At 61.0% G+C, this 19,530-nt stretch carries 20 protein-coding genes; 5 read left to right on the forward strand and 15 right to left on the reverse strand.

What is annotated here, in order from left to right:
• On the reverse strand, nt 1-200 hold a 200-nt coding region (locus tag HYI44_RS25455; RefSeq protein WP_412548512.1), incomplete at its 3' end, for an electron transfer flavoprotein subunit beta/FixA family protein.
• A 548-nt stretch (nt 201-748) separates the two neighbouring features.
• Between HYI44_RS25455 and HYI44_RS25460 the strand changes: the two genes are divergently transcribed.
• Nucleotides 749-2,413 (forward strand): electron transfer flavoprotein-ubiquinone oxidoreductase, encoded by a 1,665-nt coding sequence (locus tag HYI44_RS25460; protein WP_122839158.1) that lies wholly within the window; start codon nt 749-751, stop codon nt 2,411-2,413.
• Between the two features lie 90 nt (nt 2,414-2,503).
• Here HYI44_RS25460 and HYI44_RS25465 read toward each other — a convergent pair whose 3' ends face one another.
• The gene (locus tag HYI44_RS25465; RefSeq protein ID WP_122839157.1) at nt 2,504-3,394 is read right to left on the reverse strand and encodes an AraC family transcriptional regulator; all 891 of its coding nucleotides are present in this window, start codon (nt 3,392-3,394) and stop codon (nt 2,504-2,506) included.
• A 190-nt stretch (nt 3,395-3,584) separates the two neighbouring features.
• Between HYI44_RS25465 and HYI44_RS25470 the strand changes: the two genes are divergently transcribed.
• A complete protein-coding gene (locus tag HYI44_RS25470) occupies nt 3,585-4,637 on the forward strand; it encodes an NAD(P)-dependent alcohol dehydrogenase (protein ID WP_225570837.1) in 1,053 nt (350 codons plus the stop codon).
• Here HYI44_RS25470 and HYI44_RS25475 read toward each other — a convergent pair whose 3' ends face one another.
• From HYI44_RS25475 to HYI44_RS25500, 6 genes are all read right to left on the reverse strand, one after another.
• A complete protein-coding gene (locus tag HYI44_RS25475) occupies nt 4,638-5,441 on the reverse strand; it encodes an IclR family transcriptional regulator (RefSeq protein WP_045061700.1) in 804 nt (267 codons plus the stop codon).
• A 59-nt stretch (nt 5,442-5,500) separates the two neighbouring features.
• Nucleotides 5,501-6,811 carry an MFS transporter gene (locus HYI44_RS25480; RefSeq protein ID WP_122839155.1) on the reverse strand — a complete coding sequence of 437 codons (1,311 nt, stop codon included), beginning with the start codon at nt 6,809-6,811 and terminating at the stop codon, nt 5,501-5,503.
• Nucleotides 6,812-7,009: 198 nt separating this feature from the next.
• Nucleotides 7,010-8,158: a galactonate dehydratase gene (gene dgoD / locus HYI44_RS25485; RefSeq protein ID WP_122839154.1), complete on the reverse strand. Its 1,149-nt coding sequence runs from the start codon at nt 8,156-8,158 to the stop codon at nt 7,010-7,012.
• Nucleotides 8,159-8,205: 47 nt separating this feature from the next.
• Nucleotides 8,206-8,826: a 2-dehydro-3-deoxy-6-phosphogalactonate aldolase gene (locus tag HYI44_RS25490; RefSeq protein ID WP_122839153.1), complete on the reverse strand. Its 621-nt coding sequence runs from the start codon at nt 8,824-8,826 to the stop codon at nt 8,206-8,208.
• 21 nt (nt 8,827-8,847) lie between these two features.
• Entirely contained in the window at nt 8,848-9,840 is a 993-nt protein-coding gene (locus tag HYI44_RS25495; RefSeq protein WP_122839152.1) for a 2-dehydro-3-deoxygalactonokinase, read from the reverse strand.
• 189 nt (nt 9,841-10,029) lie between these two features.
• Nucleotides 10,030-10,512 (reverse strand): GNAT family N-acetyltransferase, encoded by a 483-nt coding sequence (locus tag HYI44_RS25500; RefSeq protein ID WP_045061705.1) that lies wholly within the window; start codon nt 10,510-10,512, stop codon nt 10,030-10,032.
• A 207-nt stretch (nt 10,513-10,719) separates the two neighbouring features.
• On the opposite strand from HYI44_RS25500, the gene HYI44_RS25505 reads away from it, so the two are divergent.
• The 3 genes from HYI44_RS25505 (at nt 10,720) to HYI44_RS25515 (ending at nt 12,646) form a co-directional block, all read left to right on the forward strand.
• The gene (locus HYI44_RS25505) at nt 10,720-11,925 is read left to right on the forward strand and encodes an MFS transporter (protein WP_225570838.1); all 1,206 of its coding nucleotides are present in this window, start codon (nt 10,720-10,722) and stop codon (nt 11,923-11,925) included.
• 84 nt (nt 11,926-12,009) lie between these two features.
• Complete coding sequence (locus tag HYI44_RS25510; RefSeq protein ID WP_122839150.1) at nt 12,010-12,348, forward strand: hypothetical protein; 339 nt, start codon at nt 12,010-12,012, stop codon at nt 12,346-12,348.
• A 43-nt stretch (nt 12,349-12,391) separates the two neighbouring features.
• Nucleotides 12,392-12,646, forward strand: a complete 255-nt coding sequence (locus HYI44_RS25515) for a hypothetical protein (RefSeq protein ID WP_122839149.1) — start codon at nt 12,392-12,394, stop codon at nt 12,644-12,646.
• A 131-nt stretch (nt 12,647-12,777) separates the two neighbouring features.
• Here HYI44_RS25515 and HYI44_RS25520 read toward each other — a convergent pair whose 3' ends face one another.
• The 7 genes from HYI44_RS25520 to HYI44_RS25550 all read right to left on the reverse strand — a co-directional run bounded on the left by HYI44_RS25520 (nt 12,778) and on the right by HYI44_RS25550 (nt 19,487).
• Nucleotides 12,778-13,707, reverse strand: coding sequence for a PfkB family carbohydrate kinase (locus tag HYI44_RS25520; protein ID WP_122839148.1), 930 nt, complete (start codon nt 13,705-13,707; stop codon nt 12,778-12,780).
• Nucleotides 13,700-15,166: a purine-cytosine permease family protein gene (locus tag HYI44_RS25525; protein WP_225570839.1), complete on the reverse strand. Its 1,467-nt coding sequence runs from the start codon at nt 15,164-15,166 to the stop codon at nt 13,700-13,702. Before HYI44_RS25525 ends, HYI44_RS25520 begins: the two co-directional genes overlap by 8 nt.
• A gap of 78 nt (nt 15,167-15,244) precedes the next feature.
• The gene (locus HYI44_RS25530) at nt 15,245-16,243 is read right to left on the reverse strand and encodes an ADP-ribosylglycohydrolase family protein (protein WP_122839146.1); all 999 of its coding nucleotides are present in this window, start codon (nt 16,241-16,243) and stop codon (nt 15,245-15,247) included.
• A complete protein-coding gene (locus HYI44_RS25535) occupies nt 16,240-16,953 on the reverse strand; it encodes a GntR family transcriptional regulator (protein WP_225570840.1) in 714 nt (237 codons plus the stop codon). Before HYI44_RS25535 ends, HYI44_RS25530 begins: the two co-directional genes overlap by 4 nt.
• A gap of 223 nt (nt 16,954-17,176) precedes the next feature.
• On the reverse strand, nt 17,177-17,737 hold the full coding sequence (locus HYI44_RS25540) for a DUF1285 domain-containing protein (protein WP_122839144.1): 561 nt from the start codon (nt 17,735-17,737) through the stop codon (nt 17,177-17,179).
• 17 nt (nt 17,738-17,754) lie between these two features.
• Complete coding sequence (locus HYI44_RS25545; RefSeq protein WP_122839143.1) at nt 17,755-18,363, reverse strand: DUF4823 domain-containing protein; 609 nt, start codon at nt 18,361-18,363, stop codon at nt 17,755-17,757.
• 155 nt (nt 18,364-18,518) lie between these two features.
• Complete coding sequence (locus HYI44_RS25550; RefSeq protein ID WP_225570841.1) at nt 18,519-19,487, reverse strand: GTP 3',8-cyclase MoaA; 969 nt, start codon at nt 19,485-19,487, stop codon at nt 18,519-18,521.
• Nucleotides 19,488-19,530 lie beyond the last annotated feature (43 nt).

Here is a 19,530-nt window from a genome sequence, read left to right on the forward strand (position 1 = left end):
GTGGACGGGCCGACGGAGACGACGACGATTTCAGTCGCAACACCCTTTTCTTTCAGGCGTACGGCTTCTTCCACTGCGATTTCGCAGAATGGGTTCATCGACATCTTGACGTTGGCGAGGTCAACGCCGGAATTGTCCGCCTTGACGCGAACCTTGACGTTGTAATCAACAACGCGTTTGACAGCTACAAGAACCTTCATGGATTCCTCGTTACTCTCCGGTGAAAAGAAAGCCGCCTAGGCGAACCTGGCGGTTGATACTCATCGGGCGCAAGGGCACCTCTAAAAACGCCGGCATAAGTGTCAAGTGACCATCGCTCATAATGTTGATGACCGTTGGTCAGGGGTGACCGACGAGTCATTCATTATCGCGGCGTGTAAACTGCGCGCCAAACCCGCGCTGCGCATCACCTTCTACTGCCATCGCCCTGTCTTTAGAGGTGCTCTTGAAACCAACAGCCAGCCTACGGCGAGCGCAAAACCGACCGTATCTTGACCGGAACACCTATTCCGGTCAATACGGCAAAATGGCCGTTCATAAGCCGCGTGACTTTGATTTCTCTGGGTTTGAGGCAATTCAAACAAACGTTTGTATTGGACGCTGAGAGTGGTGTAGATATAATGCGCCACCCAGAGAGAAAGGTGGTCAATCGATTGTCCTGTTCGGCGCATTGCGCAGAAATTCATGGATGCGACACCAAACCTCCAATTAGAAAAAAAACTGTTGAGCCTTGAGTAGGAGATAACCTGTGGAACGCGAATACATGGAATTCGACGTCGTCATCGTCGGTGCCGGCCCCGCTGGTCTTTCCGCCGCCTGCCGGTTGAAGCAGAAAGCCGCTGAAGCCGGTAAGGAAATCAGCGTCTGCGTGGTCGAAAAAGGCTCCGAGGTCGGTGCACACATTCTCTCTGGCGCGATTTTCGAACCCCGCGCCCTGAACGAATTGTTCCCGGACTGGAAAGAACTGGGTGCGCCGCTTAACACGCCTGTCACGCGCGACGACATTTTTGTCCTGAAGAACGCCGACAACGCGCAGAAAATTCCTGACTTCTTTGTGCCCAAGACCATGCACAACGAAGGCAACTACATCATCTCCCTGGGTAATCTGTGCCGCTGGTTGGCCCAGCAGGCCGAGAACCTTGGCGTGGAAATCTACCCGGGCTTCGCCGCACAGGAAGCGCTGTTCGACGAAAACGGCGTGGTTCGTGGGATCATCACTGGTGACCTGGGCGTTGACCGCGAAGGTCATCCGAAAGAAGGCCTGTACACCCCGGGCATGGAGCTGCGTGGCAAATACACGCTGTTCGCCGAAGGTTGCCGTGGCCACATCGGCAAGCAACTGATCAAGCGCTTCAACCTCGACAGCGAGGCAGACGCCCAGCACTACGGCATCGGCTTGAAAGAAATCTGGGAAATCGACCCGGCCAAGCATCAGCCAGGCCTGGTGGTCCATACTGCCGGTTGGCCGCTGGACATCATGGGCACTGAAAACACTGGTGGCTCGTTCCTGTATCACCTGGAAAACAACCAGGTGGTTGTCGGCCTGATCGTCGATCTCTCCTACAGCAACACCTATCTGTCGCCGTTCGACGAGTTCCAGCGCCTCAAGCATCACCCTGTGCTGAAGCAGTACCTGGAAGGCGGCAAGCGCATCAGCTACGGCGCTCGCGCCATTTGCAAAGGCGGCCTGAATTCGCTGCCGAAGATGGTCTTCAAGGGCGGCGCGCTGATCGGCTGCGACCTCGGCACCCTGAACTTCGCCAAGATCAAGGGCAGCCACACCGCGATGAAGTCCGGCATGCTCGCCGCTGAATCCGTGGCTGAAGCGCTGTTTGCCGAAAAAGACGGCACTGAGGAGCTGACCAGCTACGTCGATGCCTTCAAGCAGAGCTGGCTGCACGAAGAACTGTTCGCCAGCCGCAACTTCGGTCCGGCGATTCACAAGTTCGGCGCCATCGTGGGTGGTGGTTTCAACTGGCTGGACCAGAACATCTTCGGCGGCAAACTGCCGTTCACCTTGCACGACACCAAGCCGGACTATGCGTGCCTCAAGCTCGCGGCTGACTGCAAGAAGATCGATTATCCCAAGCCAGACGGCAAGATCAGCTTCGACAAGCTCAGCTCGGTGTTCATCTCCGGTACCAACCACGAAGAAGAGCAGCCTTGCCACCTGAAGCTGACCGACCCGAGCATCCCGATCGGCAAGAACCTGCCCCTGTACGACGAACCAGCCCAGCGCTACTGCCCGGCCGGCGTGTATGAAGTGGTGACCAGGGAAGACGGCGAGAAGCGCTTCCAGATCAACGCCCAGAACTGTGTGCACTGCAAGACCTGCGACATCAAGGACCCTGCGCAGAACATCACCTGGGTGGCGCCGGAAGGTGCCGGTGGCCCGACTTACCCGAACATGTAAGTCACGCGCCTGAACATCAAGGCTCCCGGAATGGGGGCCTTTTTGTTGCCTGCGATTTTCAACAACAACCTGTAGGGGGATCTATGGGGGTCAAGCGGCGCGTTCTTCGCCGGGATTGCGCTCGAAGTAGCGCTTGTACTCGCGGCTGAACTGCGAAGTGCTCTGGTAACCCACGCGATGCGCCACTTGCGCCACGCCCAACCCTTCGGCCATCAGCAAGGCCTGGGCCTTGAGCAAGCGCAAGCGCTTGAGATACTGCACCGGGGACAACAGCGTGCTGCGCTTGAAATGCTCGTGGAAGGTCGACGCACTCATGTTCGCGCAACTGGCCAGGGTCTCGACGTTCAGCGGTTCGGTGTAGTGCGCATGCAGATGACTGAGCGAGGCGGCAATTCGCGCGAATTGCCCCTGTTGTTCAACCAGCGCCCGCAGCACATCGGCCTGAGGCCCGCGCAATGCCACGTACAACAACTCACGCAACCGCGCCTGGCCCATGATCTGGCATTCCAGCGGATCGTGCAGGCAGCGCAACAGCCGCTCCACGCAACCGCGCATGGCATCGTCGAGCACCGCAGAGGTCATGGACTCTGGTGTCTGTGCCGGAATATGCCGCCCCGACGCCAACCCCATGGCCAGCACCAGCTCACCGAGCAGCACCCGGTCAATGGCGATGGAAACCCCCAGCATAGGCCCATTCGGCGCCGAAAATGTTTCGCACTCAAACGGCACCGGCAATGCCTGGATCAGATAATGCCCGGCACCGTATTCCAGCGTACGCGGCCCCAGGTACGCCAGTTTGCTGCCTTGGGCGATGATCACCAGGCTGGGCTCGTAGATCTGCGGACCGCGCGCGACGTCACAACTGGCCCTTAGAACCTGGACGCCCGGCAACGGCGTAGGGGCGAAACCATCGCGAGTGGTCAGGGGCTCAATCAGCGAAACCAGCGTGGCATTGGCATCGAGATGACGGGTTAACAGCATGGGCATTCTTCACCAAAAAAGTCGCGAAAAAAGGTATGAAACCATCATCGCAGGTCTGGTTGGCCAATTGATCACACGACCATTGATATCGGAGGAATAGGCATGACACACGGAGGAATCGCCATGGCCGGTGACAGGTTGGGCGGCCAAAATGCGTCGCCTCACTTGTCACTGCTTTGCGAGGTTCCTCATGTACACCGCTATCGGATATGCCGCCCAGTCGGCCTCCACTCCCCTCGCCCCGATGAAATTCGAACGTCGCAGCCCGCGCCCCGACGACGTGGCCATCGACATTCTCTACTGTGGCGTCTGCCACTCCGACATTCATCAGGCCCGCAACGAATGGGGCATCGCCGTTTACCCGTTGATGCCCGGCCACGAGATTGTCGGCAAGGTTACCGCCATCGGTGCGAACGTCACCCGGCATAAAGTCGGCGATCTGGTCGGCGTTGGCTGCATGGTCGATTCCTGCCGTAGCTGCGAAGCCTGCCGGGCGAATCTGGAGCAGTATTGCCTGGAAGGCCCGACCATGACCTACGCCACCCCTGACCGGGTCGATGGCAGCAATACCATGGGCGGCTATTCCGACAGTATCGTAGTCAGCGAGCACTTTGTGGTGCGCATCCCGCAAAAACTCGACCTTGCCAGCGCTGCGCCGATCCTCTGCGCCGGCATCACCACGTATTCACCGCTCAAACACTACGGGGTGAAGGCCGGCGACAAAGTCGGGATTCTGGGCATGGGCGGCCTGGGCCATATGGGCATCAAGTTCGCCAAGGCCATGGGCGCCGAAGTCACGCTGTTCACCCGTTCGGCGAGCAAGGCCGAAGAAGGTCGTCGCCAGGGTGCCGACCACGTGATCGTGTCCACAGATGCCGAACAGATGAAGGCGGCCGCAGGGCATTTCGACTTCCTGCTGGACACCATTCCGGTGCAGCACGACCTCAATCCCTACCTCGACACCCTGAGATTCGACGGCGTGCACATCCTGGTGGGCCTGATCGAACCGGTGGAACCGCCGGTCCACGCCGGCAAGCTGGTGATGAGTCGTCGGGTGCTGGCCGGCTCGCTGATTGGTGGCATCGCCGAAACCCAGGAAGTGCTGGATTTCTGCGCCGAACATGACATCACCTGCGACATCGAAATGCTCGACATCCGCCAGATCAATGAGGCTTACACCCGCATGATTGCCGGTGACGTGAAGTACCGCTTCGTGATCGACATGGCCACCCTGAAGGTGTAATCAGACCTTGGCACCCAGCTCGGCCGACAGCCGGGCTGTGACCCCTTTGATCAGGGGAATCAGCTCGGCCATTTTTTCCAGCGGCATGTACGGCACGGTGCTGGCGATGCTGATGCCGGCAACGATACGCTTGCTGGCATCACGAATCGGCGCCGCGACACAGCGGATCGATGGCTCGTTGTCCTCCAGATCGAAGGCATAACCGCCTGCCACGTATTCCATCATGCGCTGCTGAAACTGCTCCCAGGATTGCTCAGGGTGCTGCGGCCAGAACAGATTTTTCCCACCCACCGGCAAGCTGACTTCGTACAGCCGTTGCCATTCTTCCTGGCTGTCATCGAGCATCAGCGCCTTGCCGATGCCGGTGCGCGCCAACGGCATGCGATGGCCCACCCGCGAACGCATTTCCGGACCATTGCGGCCCGGATTCTTGTGCAGGTACAGCACCTCGTCGCCTTCGCGAATCGCCAGGTGAATGGTGTCGCCAGTCAACGCCGACAACTCGTCCAGATAAGGTCCGGCCAGGGTCACCAACGGCAGCTCTTCACGCGCCTGGAAACCCAGCTCGATCAGCTTGGGCCCCAACAGATAGCCGACTTGCGGCACCACGCGCAGATAACGCTCGTCCACCAGGCAGCTGGCCAGGCGATGAGTCGTGCTGCGCGTGGTCCCGATCAGCCGGGCAATTTCCTTGAGATCCCGGGCGCCACTGGCCACGGCCTGGACCACACCCAGGCCGCGAAGCAACGTCTGGGTGCCGGTCGGTGCGGCGTCCTTGGCGATTTTTGCGGAGTCTTCCTGCATATCCAGCCTTTACCGTTGAGCGAGTGACGGGCGGCATTATGGTCGCCCGATGGTGGTCACTACAACTTGATGCGCTCGACCTTGCCTACCAGCAGCACATAGGACAGTGCGCCGATCAGCGCCAGGACCGAGATATAGGTGATCGCTGGAGCAAAGGAATCTCCGGTAGCCAGGAAACCGATGACGATCGGCGTGGTAATCGCCGACAGGTTGCCGATGAAATTGAACACGCCACCGGTCAAGCCGAGCAACCGCGCCGGGGCCAGGGTCGAGACCAGGGACCAGGTGATCGACGCCAGCCCGTTTCCGAAAAATGCCAGCGCGAGGAAGGCGATAACCAGCGGCGTAGACTCGACGAAGTTGGCGCCAATGATCGAGGTGGAAATCAGCAGGCCGCCAATGATCGGCAACTTGCGCGCGAACCCGACGGTGTAGCCGCGCCGGATCAGCAAGTCCGAGAAGAACCCCGAACACAACACGCCGACGAACGCGGCAAGAAACGGCAGCGACGCCAGCAGGCCGGACTTGATGAAGTCCATTCCGCGATATTTCACCAGGTAGGTCGGGAACCACGTCAGGAAAAACCACAGGGTAGAGTTGAGGCAGAACTGACCGAGGTAGATGCCCCACAATTTGCGTTTGGTCAGAACGATGCCCAGGTCAGTCCAGCTGAATTTCGCCTTGACCCTGGCCTGCTCGGCCTGGATGTCCACCAGCCCGCCACCTTCGCGGATCAGCTCGATCTCGGCGGCGTTGGCACCCTTGAAGTCCCGTGGTTCGCGATACACCGCGTACCAGATCACCGCCCACAGAATGCCGACTGCACCCGTGCTGACGAACACCATGTGCCAGCCATACTGGTGTTGCAACCACGCCAGTACCGGTGTCAGGAAGGCCAGGCCAACGAACTGTCCAGAGGTGTAAAAGCCGATGGCCGTGGCACGCTCGCGCTCAGGAAACCAGGTGGTAACCACGCGGCTGTTAATGGGATAGGCCGGCGCCTCAAGCGCACCAACGGCCATGCGCAGGACGAACAGCGCGATGAAGCTGGCGGCGAAGCCGAGCATCACAGTGGCAATCGACCACAACAACAGGGCAACGCTGTAGAGAATGCGCGGCGGCACGCGATCCACCAGCCAGCCGCCGGGGATCTGCATGGCAGCGTAGGTCCAGCCGAAGGCGGAGAAAATCAGTCCGACGTGAATGGGGTCGATGCCCAGCTCGCTGGTCAGCGCCGGGGCGGCGATCGACAGGTTGCTGCGGTCCAGGTAGTTGATGACCACGGTGATGAACAGCAGCACCATGATGAAAAAACGCTTACGGCTGGGTGCCACCAACGACGCCTGCCCGGTGAGGGTTTGCGGTTGCATGGGGGATGCCTCTTTTTATGTTTATTGAGGTCGATGTGAAATCGGGGTTTGCCGCAAATCTCCCTGTCCATGGAGATCAAACTGTGGGAGCCAGCCTGCTGGCGATAGTGGTGAGTCAGTCACCAAAAATACCGGGGGTGCCGACCAAATCGCCAGCAGGCTGGCTCCCACAGGGATTTGCGGGGGATCAGAGAGCACTCACCACTCGGCAAAACTGCCATCGGCGTGGCGCCAGATCGGGTTGCGCCAGCGATGGCCGACGGCTGCGCGCTCGATCACGTACTCCTCGTTGATCTCGATCCCCAGGCCCGGGCCGTTGGGGATTTTCACGAAGCCTTTGTCATAGTCGAACACCCGCGGATCCTTGACGTAATCCAGCAGGTCGTTGCTCTCGTTGTAGTGGATGCCCAGGCTCTGCTCCTGGATGAACGCGTTGTAGCAAACCGCATCCAGCTGCAGGCAGGCGGCCAGTGCGATCGGGCCCAGCGGGCAATGCAGCGCCAGGGCGACATCGTAGGCTTCAGCCATGTTGGCGATCTTGCGGGTCTCGGTGATACCGCCGGCATGGGACGCATCCGGCTGGATGATGTCGACATAACCTTCGCTGAGCACGCGTTTGAAATCCCAGCGCGAAAACAGCCGCTCGCCGAGGGCAATCGGGGTGCTGGTCAGCGGCGCGAGCTCTTTGAGCGCTTCGTAGTTCTCACTGAGCACCGGTTCTTCGATGAACATCAACTTGTACGGATCCAGCTCCTTCATCAACACCTTGGCCATGGGCTTGTGCACCCGGCCATGGAAGTCCACCCCGATGCCGACGTTAGGCCCCACCGCGTCACGCACGGCAGCAACGTTGGCCAATGCCAGGTCGACTTTCTCGAAGGAGTCGAGGAACTGCAATTCTTCGGTGCCGTTCATTTTCACCGCAGTGAAACCACGTCCCACCGCTTCTTTGGCCGCACGGGCAGTGTCCGCCGGGCGGTCACCACCGATCCAGGAATACACTCGAATCTTGTCGCGAACCTGACCACCCAGCAAATCGCTGACAGACACGCCCAACGCCTTGCCCTTGATGTCCCACAGCGCCTGGTCGATACCCGCCAGTGCGCTCATGTGGATGGCACCGCCACGGTAGAAGCCGCCGCGATAGAGCACAGTCCAGATGTCCTCGATGTTGCGTGGGTCTTTGCCGATCAGGTAGTCGGACAGTTCTTCGACGGCTGCGGCGACGGTGTGGGCGCGGCCTTCGACCACGGGTTCGCCCCAACCGGTCACGCCCTCGTCAGTTTCGATCTTGAGGAAGCACCAGCGCGGCGGCACGATGAAGGTGGTGAGTTTGGTGATTTTCATCTGTATCTCTCTCTTATTGGATGCAGCGCTAGCAGCGCCAAGAAGTCTTAGCGAAGGGCTTTCCAGGCAGCCACATAGGCCTTGGCGTTGTTCGCCACCTGCTCTGGCGTCATGCCCGGCTTGAACAGCCCGGAACCCAGGCCGAAACCTTTGGCGCCGGCGTCGATAAACACCTGCATGTTGTCGGGCGTGATCCCGCCAACCGGCGCCAGGACAGTCCCTGCCGGCAGCACGGCGAGCCAGGCTTTCACCACGGCGGGGCCCATTTGCTCGGCGGGGAACATCTTGAGTACGTCTGCGCCTTCGGCCAGCGCGGCGAACGCTTCGGTCGGAGTGGCGACACCGGGCGACAGGAACAGGCCGGCCGCTTTGGCCGCACGCAGCACCTTGGGATCGCTGTGGGGCATGACGATCACCTGGCCGCCTGCGACTTTCACCTGTTCGACCTGTTCCGGCGTCAGCACTGTGCCTGCGCCGATCAGGCAATCGGCCGGCAAGGTGCTGCGCAGGATGCGAATGCTGTCGTACGGCTCGGGGGAATTGAGCGGCACTTCGATGACGCGAAATCCGGCGGCATACAGGACTTCGCCAATGGCGGCCGCTTCTTGCGGACGCAGGCCACGCAGGATCGCGATGAGACCGTTTTGCGCCAGGGCTTGCTTGAGCATGTCAGACCTCCAGTGGGGGGGTTAACGGGAAAGGGTTGGCGGGATGAGGCCGGCGGCAAGCGCCAGTTGCCACAACCCGCGCTCGGTGGCCTGCTCGGCCAGGGACACCCGGGCAAATCCACAGGCGTCCAGGGCCCTGCAGTAGCGACTGCAGAGTTGGGAATTGCCAATGAGGATGATTGAGGGCAGATGCACGCTGTTGCGTCGATGACGCTGGGCATGTGCCAACGCGCAAACTTCGTGGCCGATCAACAGCCCGGACAGGTAGTCCGGCTGGGCGCTGGCACTCAGTTCGCCGGTCAGGCCGAGGCTGCGGGCACTGAATAGCGTGGACAGCGGGCCGATCTCGCCATCGGACGATAGCGCCACTTGTACGCCACGGTCGAACGCATCGCCGTCAAAGGATCCGCCACGTTGCTGGGTACGGCCGAGAATGCTGTGCTCGCTGAGCACCGCGAAAATTTCACCGGTCATGAAGGTATCGAAATGCACGATGCAGCCTTCGGCCACTTCCACCCATTTCGAATGACTGCCGGGCAAGCCGATCAGCAGATCATCGCCACTGTTGCCTTCAAGATTGTGCAGAACGCCGAGCACCTGGGTTTCTTCGCCGCGCATCACATTGGGCAGGCGCGAGCGCTGGATGACGCCGGGCACGATGTGCACGTCGACTCCGCGAATGCTGCGCACAGCCTGCAGGGAGTTCCCGAGATCGGCGACGTTGGCCGGGGTCTCCCGGTAGGCCGCTTCGCGCCAGCCCTGGGCGCTGCCGACCATGCCACAGGCAATGACCGGCAAGCCTGGCTGTGCATCGAGCCAGTCGCCGCAGGCTTCATCAAAGGCCAGTTCAAAACCGTCAGCGCACGGCTGGCCGGCGATCACTCGGGGGGTGCGGGGCAGCTGCATGATGCCGGTCGACAGCGACCGCTGCTCCAGCACTTGACCACCTTCGGCGAGTTTGTAAGCACGTAATGAGGTTGTCCCCCAATCGAGCGCGATCAATTGCGCCAGCATCGCTTCACCTGTTCTGTTTGTTGGGCAGTGAGTGCGCTGGACTATAAACCCGGGAGGGGATAAATCTCAATATATAAATATCAATCCCACATATTGAAACAAAGTAGAAAAAATCGCAGCCTTCGGCAGCTACTACAGGGATTACAAAACTGTAGGAGCTGCCGAAGGCTGCGATCTTTCAAGAGGTAATCAATTACCCGCGGCGAAGTCCCGCAACACAGCCCCATCCATCCGATAGCGCACCCACTCTTCCTGCGGCTGCGCACCCAGGGATTGATAGAACTCGATCGCCGGCTTGTTCCAGTCCAGCACGCTCCACTCGAAGCGCCCGCAATCATTGGCGCAGGCAATCTTCGCCAGGTGCCGCAGCAGGGTCTTGCCCGCCCCGCCGCCGCGCTGTTCGGGGGTGATGTACAGGTCTTCGAGGTACAGGCAATTGCTGCCCAGCCAGGTGGAGTAACTGAAGAAGAACACCGCGAAGCCGATCGGCAGGCCATCGCGCAGGCAGATCAGGCCGTGGGCGGTGGCGCCTTCGCTGAACAGGCTGCGCTCGATGTCGGCCACGCTGGCGATGACTTCGTGCCGGGCCCGTTCGTAGTCGGCCAGCTCAGTGATGAACGCGAGGATTTGCGGCGCATCGCTGGGGGTCGCCGGGCGGATGTCGATCGTCATGGACGGGCCTTCATCAAAATTGAAAAAAACATACTAAGACGCCACGCGACGCTCGTCACATGGGAAATCGGTTTTTCCGCTCGCTGCCGTTGCGCAATCACTCCGGCCAGCACTAACCCTGAAATCGCGAACCTCGCACCTAACGCCGGCGTCCCCCGTGTTAGATAGACAGCCTGTGCATTTTTTATCAGGACAAGGACCCGCCTCATGCCCACCGCAATACCCGCCGTTTCGAACCGCCTGTTCGGTTTGTTCTGCTTCGCCAGCTACCTGCTGTCGTTGTCCTACGGTTCGACCTTCCTGCTGTCGCTGTTGATCAGTTCGCGAGGGGGCAATGAGCACGATGCCGGCAGCGTGATCTCCGCAGCGATGCTCAGCACCTTTGCGGCAGTGATTGTGTCCGGGCACTTGTCGGATGCGCTCGGTGCCGCCCGCTCGATCGCCCTGTTCGGCATTTTGCTGGCTGCTGCGAGTCTGGGATTTGCCATGGCACCAGGGTTTGGCGACCTGCTGCTGTTGTTCGGTTTGCTGCTGGGCCTGGGCTGGGGCGTCTTCTACACCTTGGGGCCGATCATTGTGGCAAGTCTGGTGACGCCCGCGCAACGAGCCCGCTATTTCGCCTTGCTGTCGGGCAGCATGCTCACAGGGATTGGCAGCGGGCCCCTGCTGGGGCGCCTGGCCAGTGCGCTGGGGTATCCCGTGACGGCGGCGTTTTACCTGGCCGCACTGGCCAGCCTGATCGGCGTGCTGTTGTTCTGGCGGCTCGATGTGCACCTGCGGCAAGTGCCTTCAGCGTCAATTGCAGGCGCTCGCATATCCTGGCGGGCGACGGCTCGGGTGCTGTCATCCAAAGCGGTGTTCCCGATCATCATGGTCGGCCTTGGCGGCAGCATATTTGGCGGTTTGTCGAGCTTTCAAACCAGCTACGCTGCCGCTCGCTCAGTCGACTACTCGCTGTTTTTCCTGGGTTTCATGGGTGCTGCGATCGCCGGGCGAATGGTGATTGCCGGGTGGGTGGTCAAGCGCGACCCGCTTCGCGCGTCCTGTCTGCTGTCCGGGCTGACCCTGGGCTCGATCCTGATGTTCGGCTACGGGGTGAACGACAGCGTCAGTTACCTGATGGCTGCAGTGATGCTGGGCATCGGCTACGGCCTGACCTATTCGGTGATCAATGGCCTGGCGGCCAACGAAGCACCCGCTGGCACTCTCTCGCAGGCGCTGCTGTTATTCAGCCTGGCGTACTTCATCGGCGTGTTTGGCTTTCCGTTCGTGGCCGGCAAGATCATCGTCGAATATGGAATGACGACACTTTTGCACACAGTTCTGATGATCAGTCTGCTGAACTGGCTGATCACCGCAGGCCGCCTGCTCTGGCGGAGAATCTTTGCCACCAGGGCGACGCAAAGCGCCTGAACCGTTCGTCGACCTTCAGGCACCAATTCAAAACAGGGGCGGACCAATATTCGGTAAGGACTTTAAATAAATGGAGACGACAAAATGATCCTGTCCAGATTGACTGCCCTGTCCCTCGCCACCTTGCTGTCCGCTAGCGCTTTCGCGGCGACCGTAGCCACCGGCACCGGTCCGACCAATCCTGTCGAAGCGCCCAAAGCTCCCGCCATCCAGAGCGCTCCAGGCATTAACACCAATGGTACGGGTGTCGACAGCAGTTTACCGCCGTCCACCGGTACCGACCCACGGACCCAAGGCAGCGATATGGGCCGTCAGGGTGGGATGAACGCGCCGGACACCCAGACTCCCGATAACGCAGAAACCGGCACCGGCTCGAAAACCACTACGGGTGGTTCGGGTTCCGAAGGTGGTGCCAGCAAATAGCTCGCCCACGCGAGCGTCCTTCTATCGCCATGAAGAGGTAAGCATGAACGTCGATGAAAACCTTGAGAAAGAAGTCCTGACCCGCCTGTTGCACGCCCACCCGAGTGGTTTGGGCAAGGAGGTCCTGGATAATTATCGCGGGGAGAAAGTCGTGGCCAGCACCCTCGCCACGTTGCAGGATCGCGGCCTGATCCAGCATGGGCATGTGACCTGTAACGAGGCCGGCGAGCATTCGCTGAATTTGCCGATCAAGCTCAGTGCTGCCGGGGTCGAAGCGGCGCGCAAGCTGGAAGTGTAAAGCCGTTTGACGCGAGGCTGGTGTCGCTGGCCTCGCCTTGTTGCCAATACCGCCATCGCGGGCAGGCTCATATCGGTCCCGCCACCCACCATGCCCCCTGTGGGTGCGAGTCTGCTCTCGATGACGGCCACTCAGGCACCCGCAGTCCTGCTGATCAAAGCATCAACCTCACTCGAGCCAGGCGAAGTCGCCGGCCCCCAGCGAGTCACCGCCAAAGCCGCCGCTGCATTGGCCCGCCGCGCGGCCTCGATCACCGTCAGACCCTGAGCCAAACCGGCGATGAATACTCCGGCATGCGCATCACCGGCGCCATTGCTGTCCACCGCTTCTACCTTGAAACCCGGCACGTGCTGAGGTTTACCACCCTGGCTGACCCAGCAGCCTTGCGGCCCATCGCGAACCACCAGCAGGACTTTGTCCGGCAGGTGATCAGCCAGCGTCACCAGAGCCTGGGCAATATCCGTCGCACCGGTAAAGTGCAGCGCCTCGACGCCATTGCTGGTCCACAGGTCTATGCGCGGCAACAGCGCCTGCATCAGCGGCGCATCCGGCGAGTCCACCAGCGGGCCCGGATCGAACACCACCTTGATCCTACCGGGTAGCGCCAGCACCCAATCCACCAGCGCCTGGGCCTTGCCGACATGCAGCAGGCTGTAGCCACTGACGTAGACATAGTCCCCCGCCTCGACTTTCACGCCGGCGAGGTCCTGGGCAGTCAGTTCGCCTTCGGCACCAATATAGGAAATGAACGTCCGCTCGGCCGATGCCTCGGTCACGGCTACGCACAAACCGGTATCTTGCCCGGCGCTGTGGGCGATGCCGATGTGAATGCCCTCGGCCGCCATCGCCTCCCGGGCCAGATCACCGAAACGACCGGTGCCGTGCCGCCCCAGGTACACCACGGGTAAACCATTGCGCTGGGCGGCGGCCATGACATTGAAGCCACCCCCGGCCTCGAAACTGGCCGACTGCGCCAATACGTCGCCACCCGATTGAGGCAGTTTGGCCACGGCCATGACCAGGTCGATGATGACCTGGCCGGTGTGCAGCAATCTAGGCATGAGTATTCTCGATCAGTCCCGGGCGACGATCCCTGGCGCCGCCCAGTAGCCCGTAAACACCGCCCGCCACGAGGAAGGTAACGATCCAGCCGAGGCCGTTATGCCCCAACCAGGAATCGGACAGGAACCCGCGGAACCACAGCGTCTGCTCGGTGGTACCAATGGTGGTGAAGCTGTAACCCAAAACGATTGCCAGCGCCCAGGCGCCGAATGCGCGCCACTCAATGCCGCCGCGATACCAGTACGCACTGCTCGGGCTGACGTCCAGCAGGTCTCGGGGGCTGTAGTAGTGACGGTGAAGCAGGTCCACCACAAAAATCCCCACCCAGGCCGTGATTGGCACTGCCAGCAGCGAAATAAAGGTAATGAAGGGACCGTAGAAGCTGTCGGCAATCAACATGAAGTAGATCGACCCGGCGAAGATCGCGACGATGTCGACCACCACGGCATACACCCGCTTGACCTTGAGGCCGAGGGTCAATGTGGTGAGGCCTGCGGAGTACACCGACAGGTTGTTCGACAGCAGCAGACCACCGAATGCCGTGATCAGGTAGGGCACCGCCATCCACGTGGGCAGCATGTCGCGGATCGCGACGATCGGGTCGGTGGCCGAGGCCAGGTCATCGTTGCCCACCGATAGCAGGCCGCCCAGGGTAATCAGCAACACCAGCGGAATACCCGCGCCAAAGGCCGCTGAGGCAACCAGGCGCACGGCCTTGACGCTGCGATGCTGGTAGCGCGACATGTCGGCGCCAGCATTCGCCCAGCCGATTCCGGTCCCCGCCGCCATGGTGCCGACCCCGATGATCATTGCGCTCAGCGGCGCCGGTGTCGCATTAAACACGGCGCTCCAGTCGATGGTGGCGCAGAGAAAACCGCCTACCAGAATGTTCAGCGCGCCAAATACGTAAGTCGCCCATTTTTGGATGACCAACAACGTAGCGTGGCCGAGGCCGGAGACCGACAACGTCAGCAGCACAAAAATCGCGATGAAGATCAGCGTCAGCACCGGCGCGCTCTTGGCTTCCACCGGCGAACCGAACAGGATCGAGCACAGCGACAGCAACACGAACGCGGCGGTGGTGGTGTTGACCGTCTCCCAACCCAGGCGCGACATCAGCGAAACAAGCGTCGGCCCAATGTTGCCGCGCACACCGAAGATGGCGCGGGACAAGGTCAGGCTCGGCGCCCGCCCCCGTCGTCCGGCGATGGAGATGATGCCCACCACCGCGAAGGAACCGGCAGCCCCGAGGACCGCCACGATGATCGCCTGCCAGATCGCGAGCCCGCGAAACGCCACGAGCGTGGCCCCCAGCGGCAGGCCAAGGATGGAAATGTTGGCGGCGAACCAGACCCAGAACAGTTGCAGCGGATGACCGTTGCACTCCGCTTCCGGCACCGGTTCGATGCCACGGGTCTCCAGTTGCCCGGCGGCCTGCCCGCTATTTGAAGAACTCATGAAAATGCTCCTGTTGCCATTTTTGTGATTGTCGGCAATGAAATTACGACGCGCCTGCAGGGTGTGGCGTTCTCGCCTTCAGCGCAAAGCCAAAAGGCCCTGCACCAACGGTTCCAGCGCCAGACCGTTAACCGTCTTGACCCTGTCGATCATCGCCACAGGCCAGCTCTCCAGTCCAAGGCAGGCACCGAGCATGGCACCGAGGATCGCCGCGATGGTGTCGGTGTCGCCACCCAGGCTCGCGGCCATGCACAGCGCCTCGAACGCGTTCATTTCGCCAATGGCCACCTGTTGCGCCAGGGCAAAGGACACCACTACCGATTCCTGGGATGCCACCGAGGTGCCGATCACGTCGTATAGCAGGTCGGCGAGCAACGCTTTGTCGCTGTCGACACTGATGGTCCGGGCCCAACTGATGCGCGAAGCGATTCGGCCACCGGCGACCCAATGTCCATGGCTCTCGGCTTGCTGGGCGATGTGTTGACCCAGGTTGAGTGCAGCGCCCAGGTCCATGCCGTTGATGCCGGCGGAGACCACCGCCGCCACCGCTGCCGCGCTGGAAATGCCCAAGGTGGTGTTGTGGGTGACCTGGCAGGCCTGCACGACGGACTGAATGAAACGTTCGGGGTCGGCGATGTCCGCCGCGATGCCCACCGGCGTAATGCGCATGGCCGCACCGTTGGTGGTGCCGTAGCGCCCGGCCTCTGCCGGCGAATGCCCGGCAAGGATCATTTCGATTGCTCGTTTGGTCGAGGGCCCCAGCAGATCCTGCGAGCCCTTGGCCTGCATCTCGGCTTCCCATTCGATCAGGCGCTGGGCGAGCACCGAAGGCTCGATCCGGCCCTGGCCCTCGATCAGTAACTGACCGACCAGAATCGCCTGTTCGGTGTCATCGGTGATCGAACCGGCGGGCATATTGGCCGCGATCGGCTGATCGGGGCCGGCGTCTTGCAGGTCGTTGATCTGACCGAAACGCGCCTTGATATCAGCGCGGCTGAGCGATTGCGTCGGCATGCCCAATGCATCGCCCAGGGCCAGTCCGTAGAACGCGCCGAGGGCACGATTGAGCGGGGTCATTGCGAGGTTCCAAATTGCAGGTGCAGGCGAAAGTGCACGGGATCAAGCAGGCTTTCGACCTGTTCCATGAAGCGGTTTCGCCGGTCGTAGGTGGTACGCATAGCCTTGAGAAAGACCGTGCCCACCGGACGTCCGAGCAGTTGTGCGTCTTCGGCATTCAGCGGCTCGGCGCCGATCCATTGATCGCCGCGCTCGCCGATAAAACCATAGGCCGCCAGGGTGATGGTCAGGGAGTTGTCGATCAGGCCGACCCGGGGCAGGCTTTCCAGGCCGCCGTTGGCGGGCATCAAAGAGCGTTCAAGAGACACCAGGGTGCCATCGTTGGAGCGCCGGCGGCGGTCCAGGGTGATGAATTTTTCAGTGCCAAAGCGCGACAGCAAATCGGGTCGATCCACTGCCTCCAGGCGCAGCACTTCGGTATTGACCAGCGCCCCGCTGTCGGCCAGGGCCTGGGCCCAACCGCTGCGCTGGTCGAGCACCACCCCGTCAAATGTGACGATGGAACCGACCCCCGTTTGCGTGGCGATGTAATGGCGCCGTTTCAACTCGGCCAGGGCTTCACGCAGCGTGCCTCGGCTGACTTTGAATTCCTGAGCCAACTGATGCTCGCCAGGCAACAGGAAACCGTCTTCCATGAGGCCGCTTTCGATGCGTCGGATAAGCTCGTCGACCACCCGTTTTTTCTTGTCAAATCGTACCTGTCTAATCATGTACAAATAGATACCCGAAACGGGCTGGAGCGGGCAAGGAATATTTCAGTGAGGTGACAGATGGAAGGTGACCGCTTCGCGGTCAATCGCGGGCAAGCGTTGCTCCCACAATGCCTTGCTCCCACAGGTGGTGTGCGCCCCCCATCAGGGAAGGGAGTCCAGCAAGTTACCTGCAAACCCTGTGGGAGCAAGGCTTGCCCGCGATGGCGTCAGAAATAACCACTCAGGGCTCAAGACCGATGGGGAAGAACTCACCACCACTCCACACGCCAAGCCAGTGCTGCCCGTCGATCTCCCGGGTGACCGCCAGCTCCACCAACTGGTAGAACACATTGCGATGAATCAGCGCCTCGAGATTGGTTCGCACGTGCACGTAGGGCGCCGGCTCCTGGGTGACCGGGTCGATCACCACGCGGATGGGGTGTTCGCCCCCCGCCTCGGCAGTCTCCTCAACGTTGGTGGTAAACCGCAGCAACTGGGCCTCACCCTCGCCCTCCACTTCCACGGCAATGGCCACGAACGGTGCGTCATCAACCTTGATGCCGACCTTCTCGACCGGGGTGATCAGAAAGTAATCATCTGCGTCGCGGCGGATGATGGTGGAGAACAGCTTGACCATCGGCTTGCGTCCGATCGGCGTGCCCAGGTAATACCAGGTACCGTCCCGGGCAATGCGCATATCAATGTCACCACAGAACTCGGGGTTCCACAGGTGGACCGGCGGCAGGCCTTTGGTCTTGGGGATTTGCCCCAGCAGGTCGTTGGCTTTTTGCGGTCCGCTCATGGTGTTCTCCTGGAAAATTATTGATCACTGATGCCCAGCAGGCTGCGCGCGTACTGTTCAAGCGGCGGACCCATCAGGTCTTCGGGCCGGGAGTCGTGGAACGTCAGCAAACCGCCGCGACTCTTGATGCGTGCAGTATCGATCAAATACTGGGTGCTGGTCTCGATCAACATGATCTGAATCACACCGGTATCGACGCCCAGCCGGTCCACAGCCTCCTGGTCCAGCCACTCATCGGAGTTGCCGATACGGTCATCCGCCTTGGCAAAGCGCGTGTATAGCAGGTAATGAGCGCCCACGGCGCGGGCCTCCCCCATCGCCTCGTCAAGCCCCTCAGGCGCGCGAGCGCGGCGCACCATGGGGAAATACTCGATGAATCCATCGAAGGCGACTTCGGCGATAACGTTGGGGCGCGGATAAGCAGTGCCGCCACGCGGCGCGAATGCGCCTTGGGCGATGTAGATGAAGGAGTCCGGCTGGATTCGCAGGTTACTGACCCGACGACTGTCGCTGTGGTCGAGCAGGCCGGCATCGCTCATGTGATAACGGGTGCCTTCGGCCATGTCACTGACGTTCATGCAGCCACCGAGCGCCAAAATGGCCAGCAGCAAAACCGGGTTACGCATCCTGTCCTCCAGAGGCCGGTGACGGAAAACCGGCGAATAGGCATTGGATGCAGCTTCCGCGCCAGCTCAAGCTCAAGCTCCTGCCACAGGGAAATGCATTGCACCTGTGAATGCAGGTCGACTGTGGGAGCGGGCGTGCTCGCGAAGGCAGATTTTCAGCCGCCGATGATCTTCATGATGGTCGCGCCGCCGGAGAACGCCACTTCCTGCTTGTCTCCCAGCGCTTTGACCAGAAGCCGTTGCAAGGCTGGCAACGCCTGGTGGCGCGGTTTATCCAGCAGATCGCCGACATAGTGGCGGTTGCTCGACGACAGGCAGCCATGCAGCCAGCCGGTGGACGACAGCCGCAGCCGCGAGCAGGTGCGGCAGAACGGCACGCTTTCGTTGGCAATGACCCCGAAGTGGCCCATTCCCGGAATTTCGTAACGCACCGCCGTGGCATCGACGGGCGCATCGGCCTGCAAGTACTCGTAGCGCTCGCCGATCAGGTCGAGCAATTGCTGGAGGCTGACGAATTGCTGCAGGAAGGCATTGGAGTCACTGGCCAGATGCCCCATGCGCATTAATTCGATGAAGCGCAGCTCATAGCCGCGCTCCAGGCAATAATCGAGCAGCGGCATCACCTGATCGAGGTTCTGCCCGCGCAACGGCACCATGTTCACCTTGATCTTCATGCCTGCCGCGCTGGCCTGGTCCATGCCATCGAGCACGGTCGCCAGGTCGCCGCCACGCGCGATACTACGGAAAGCGCCGGCATCCAGGGTATCGAGGGACACGTTGATGCGCCGAATGCCGGCACCGACCAGCAGCGGCAGCTTCTTCGCCAGCAACTGGCCATTAGTGGTCAGGCTGATGTCTTGAAGGCCCATCTTACCGACGGCGGTCATGAAGGCTTCGAGTTTCGGGCTGACCAGTGGCTCGCCACCGGTGATGCGCAAACGCTCGATGCCGGCCGCTTCGATGAGATAGGCCACGCCACGTGCCATGGCATCGGCCGACAGTTCATCCTGCGCAGCCACCAGCCGCTTGCCATCAGGCACGCAGTAGGTACAGGCGTAATTGCAGGCTGAAGTCAGGCTGATCCGCAAATTGCGAAAACGCCTGCCTTGACGGTCAACGATCATGGAGCACTCCGGCGAAAGGAAATGGAACTGCTAAAACTTGACT

It is taken from the genome of Pseudomonas sp. Y24-6, from assembly GCF_020295325.1.
In the GTDB taxonomy this organism is placed as follows: Bacteria; Pseudomonadota; Gammaproteobacteria; order Pseudomonadales; family Pseudomonadaceae; genus Aquipseudomonas; species Aquipseudomonas gregormendelii.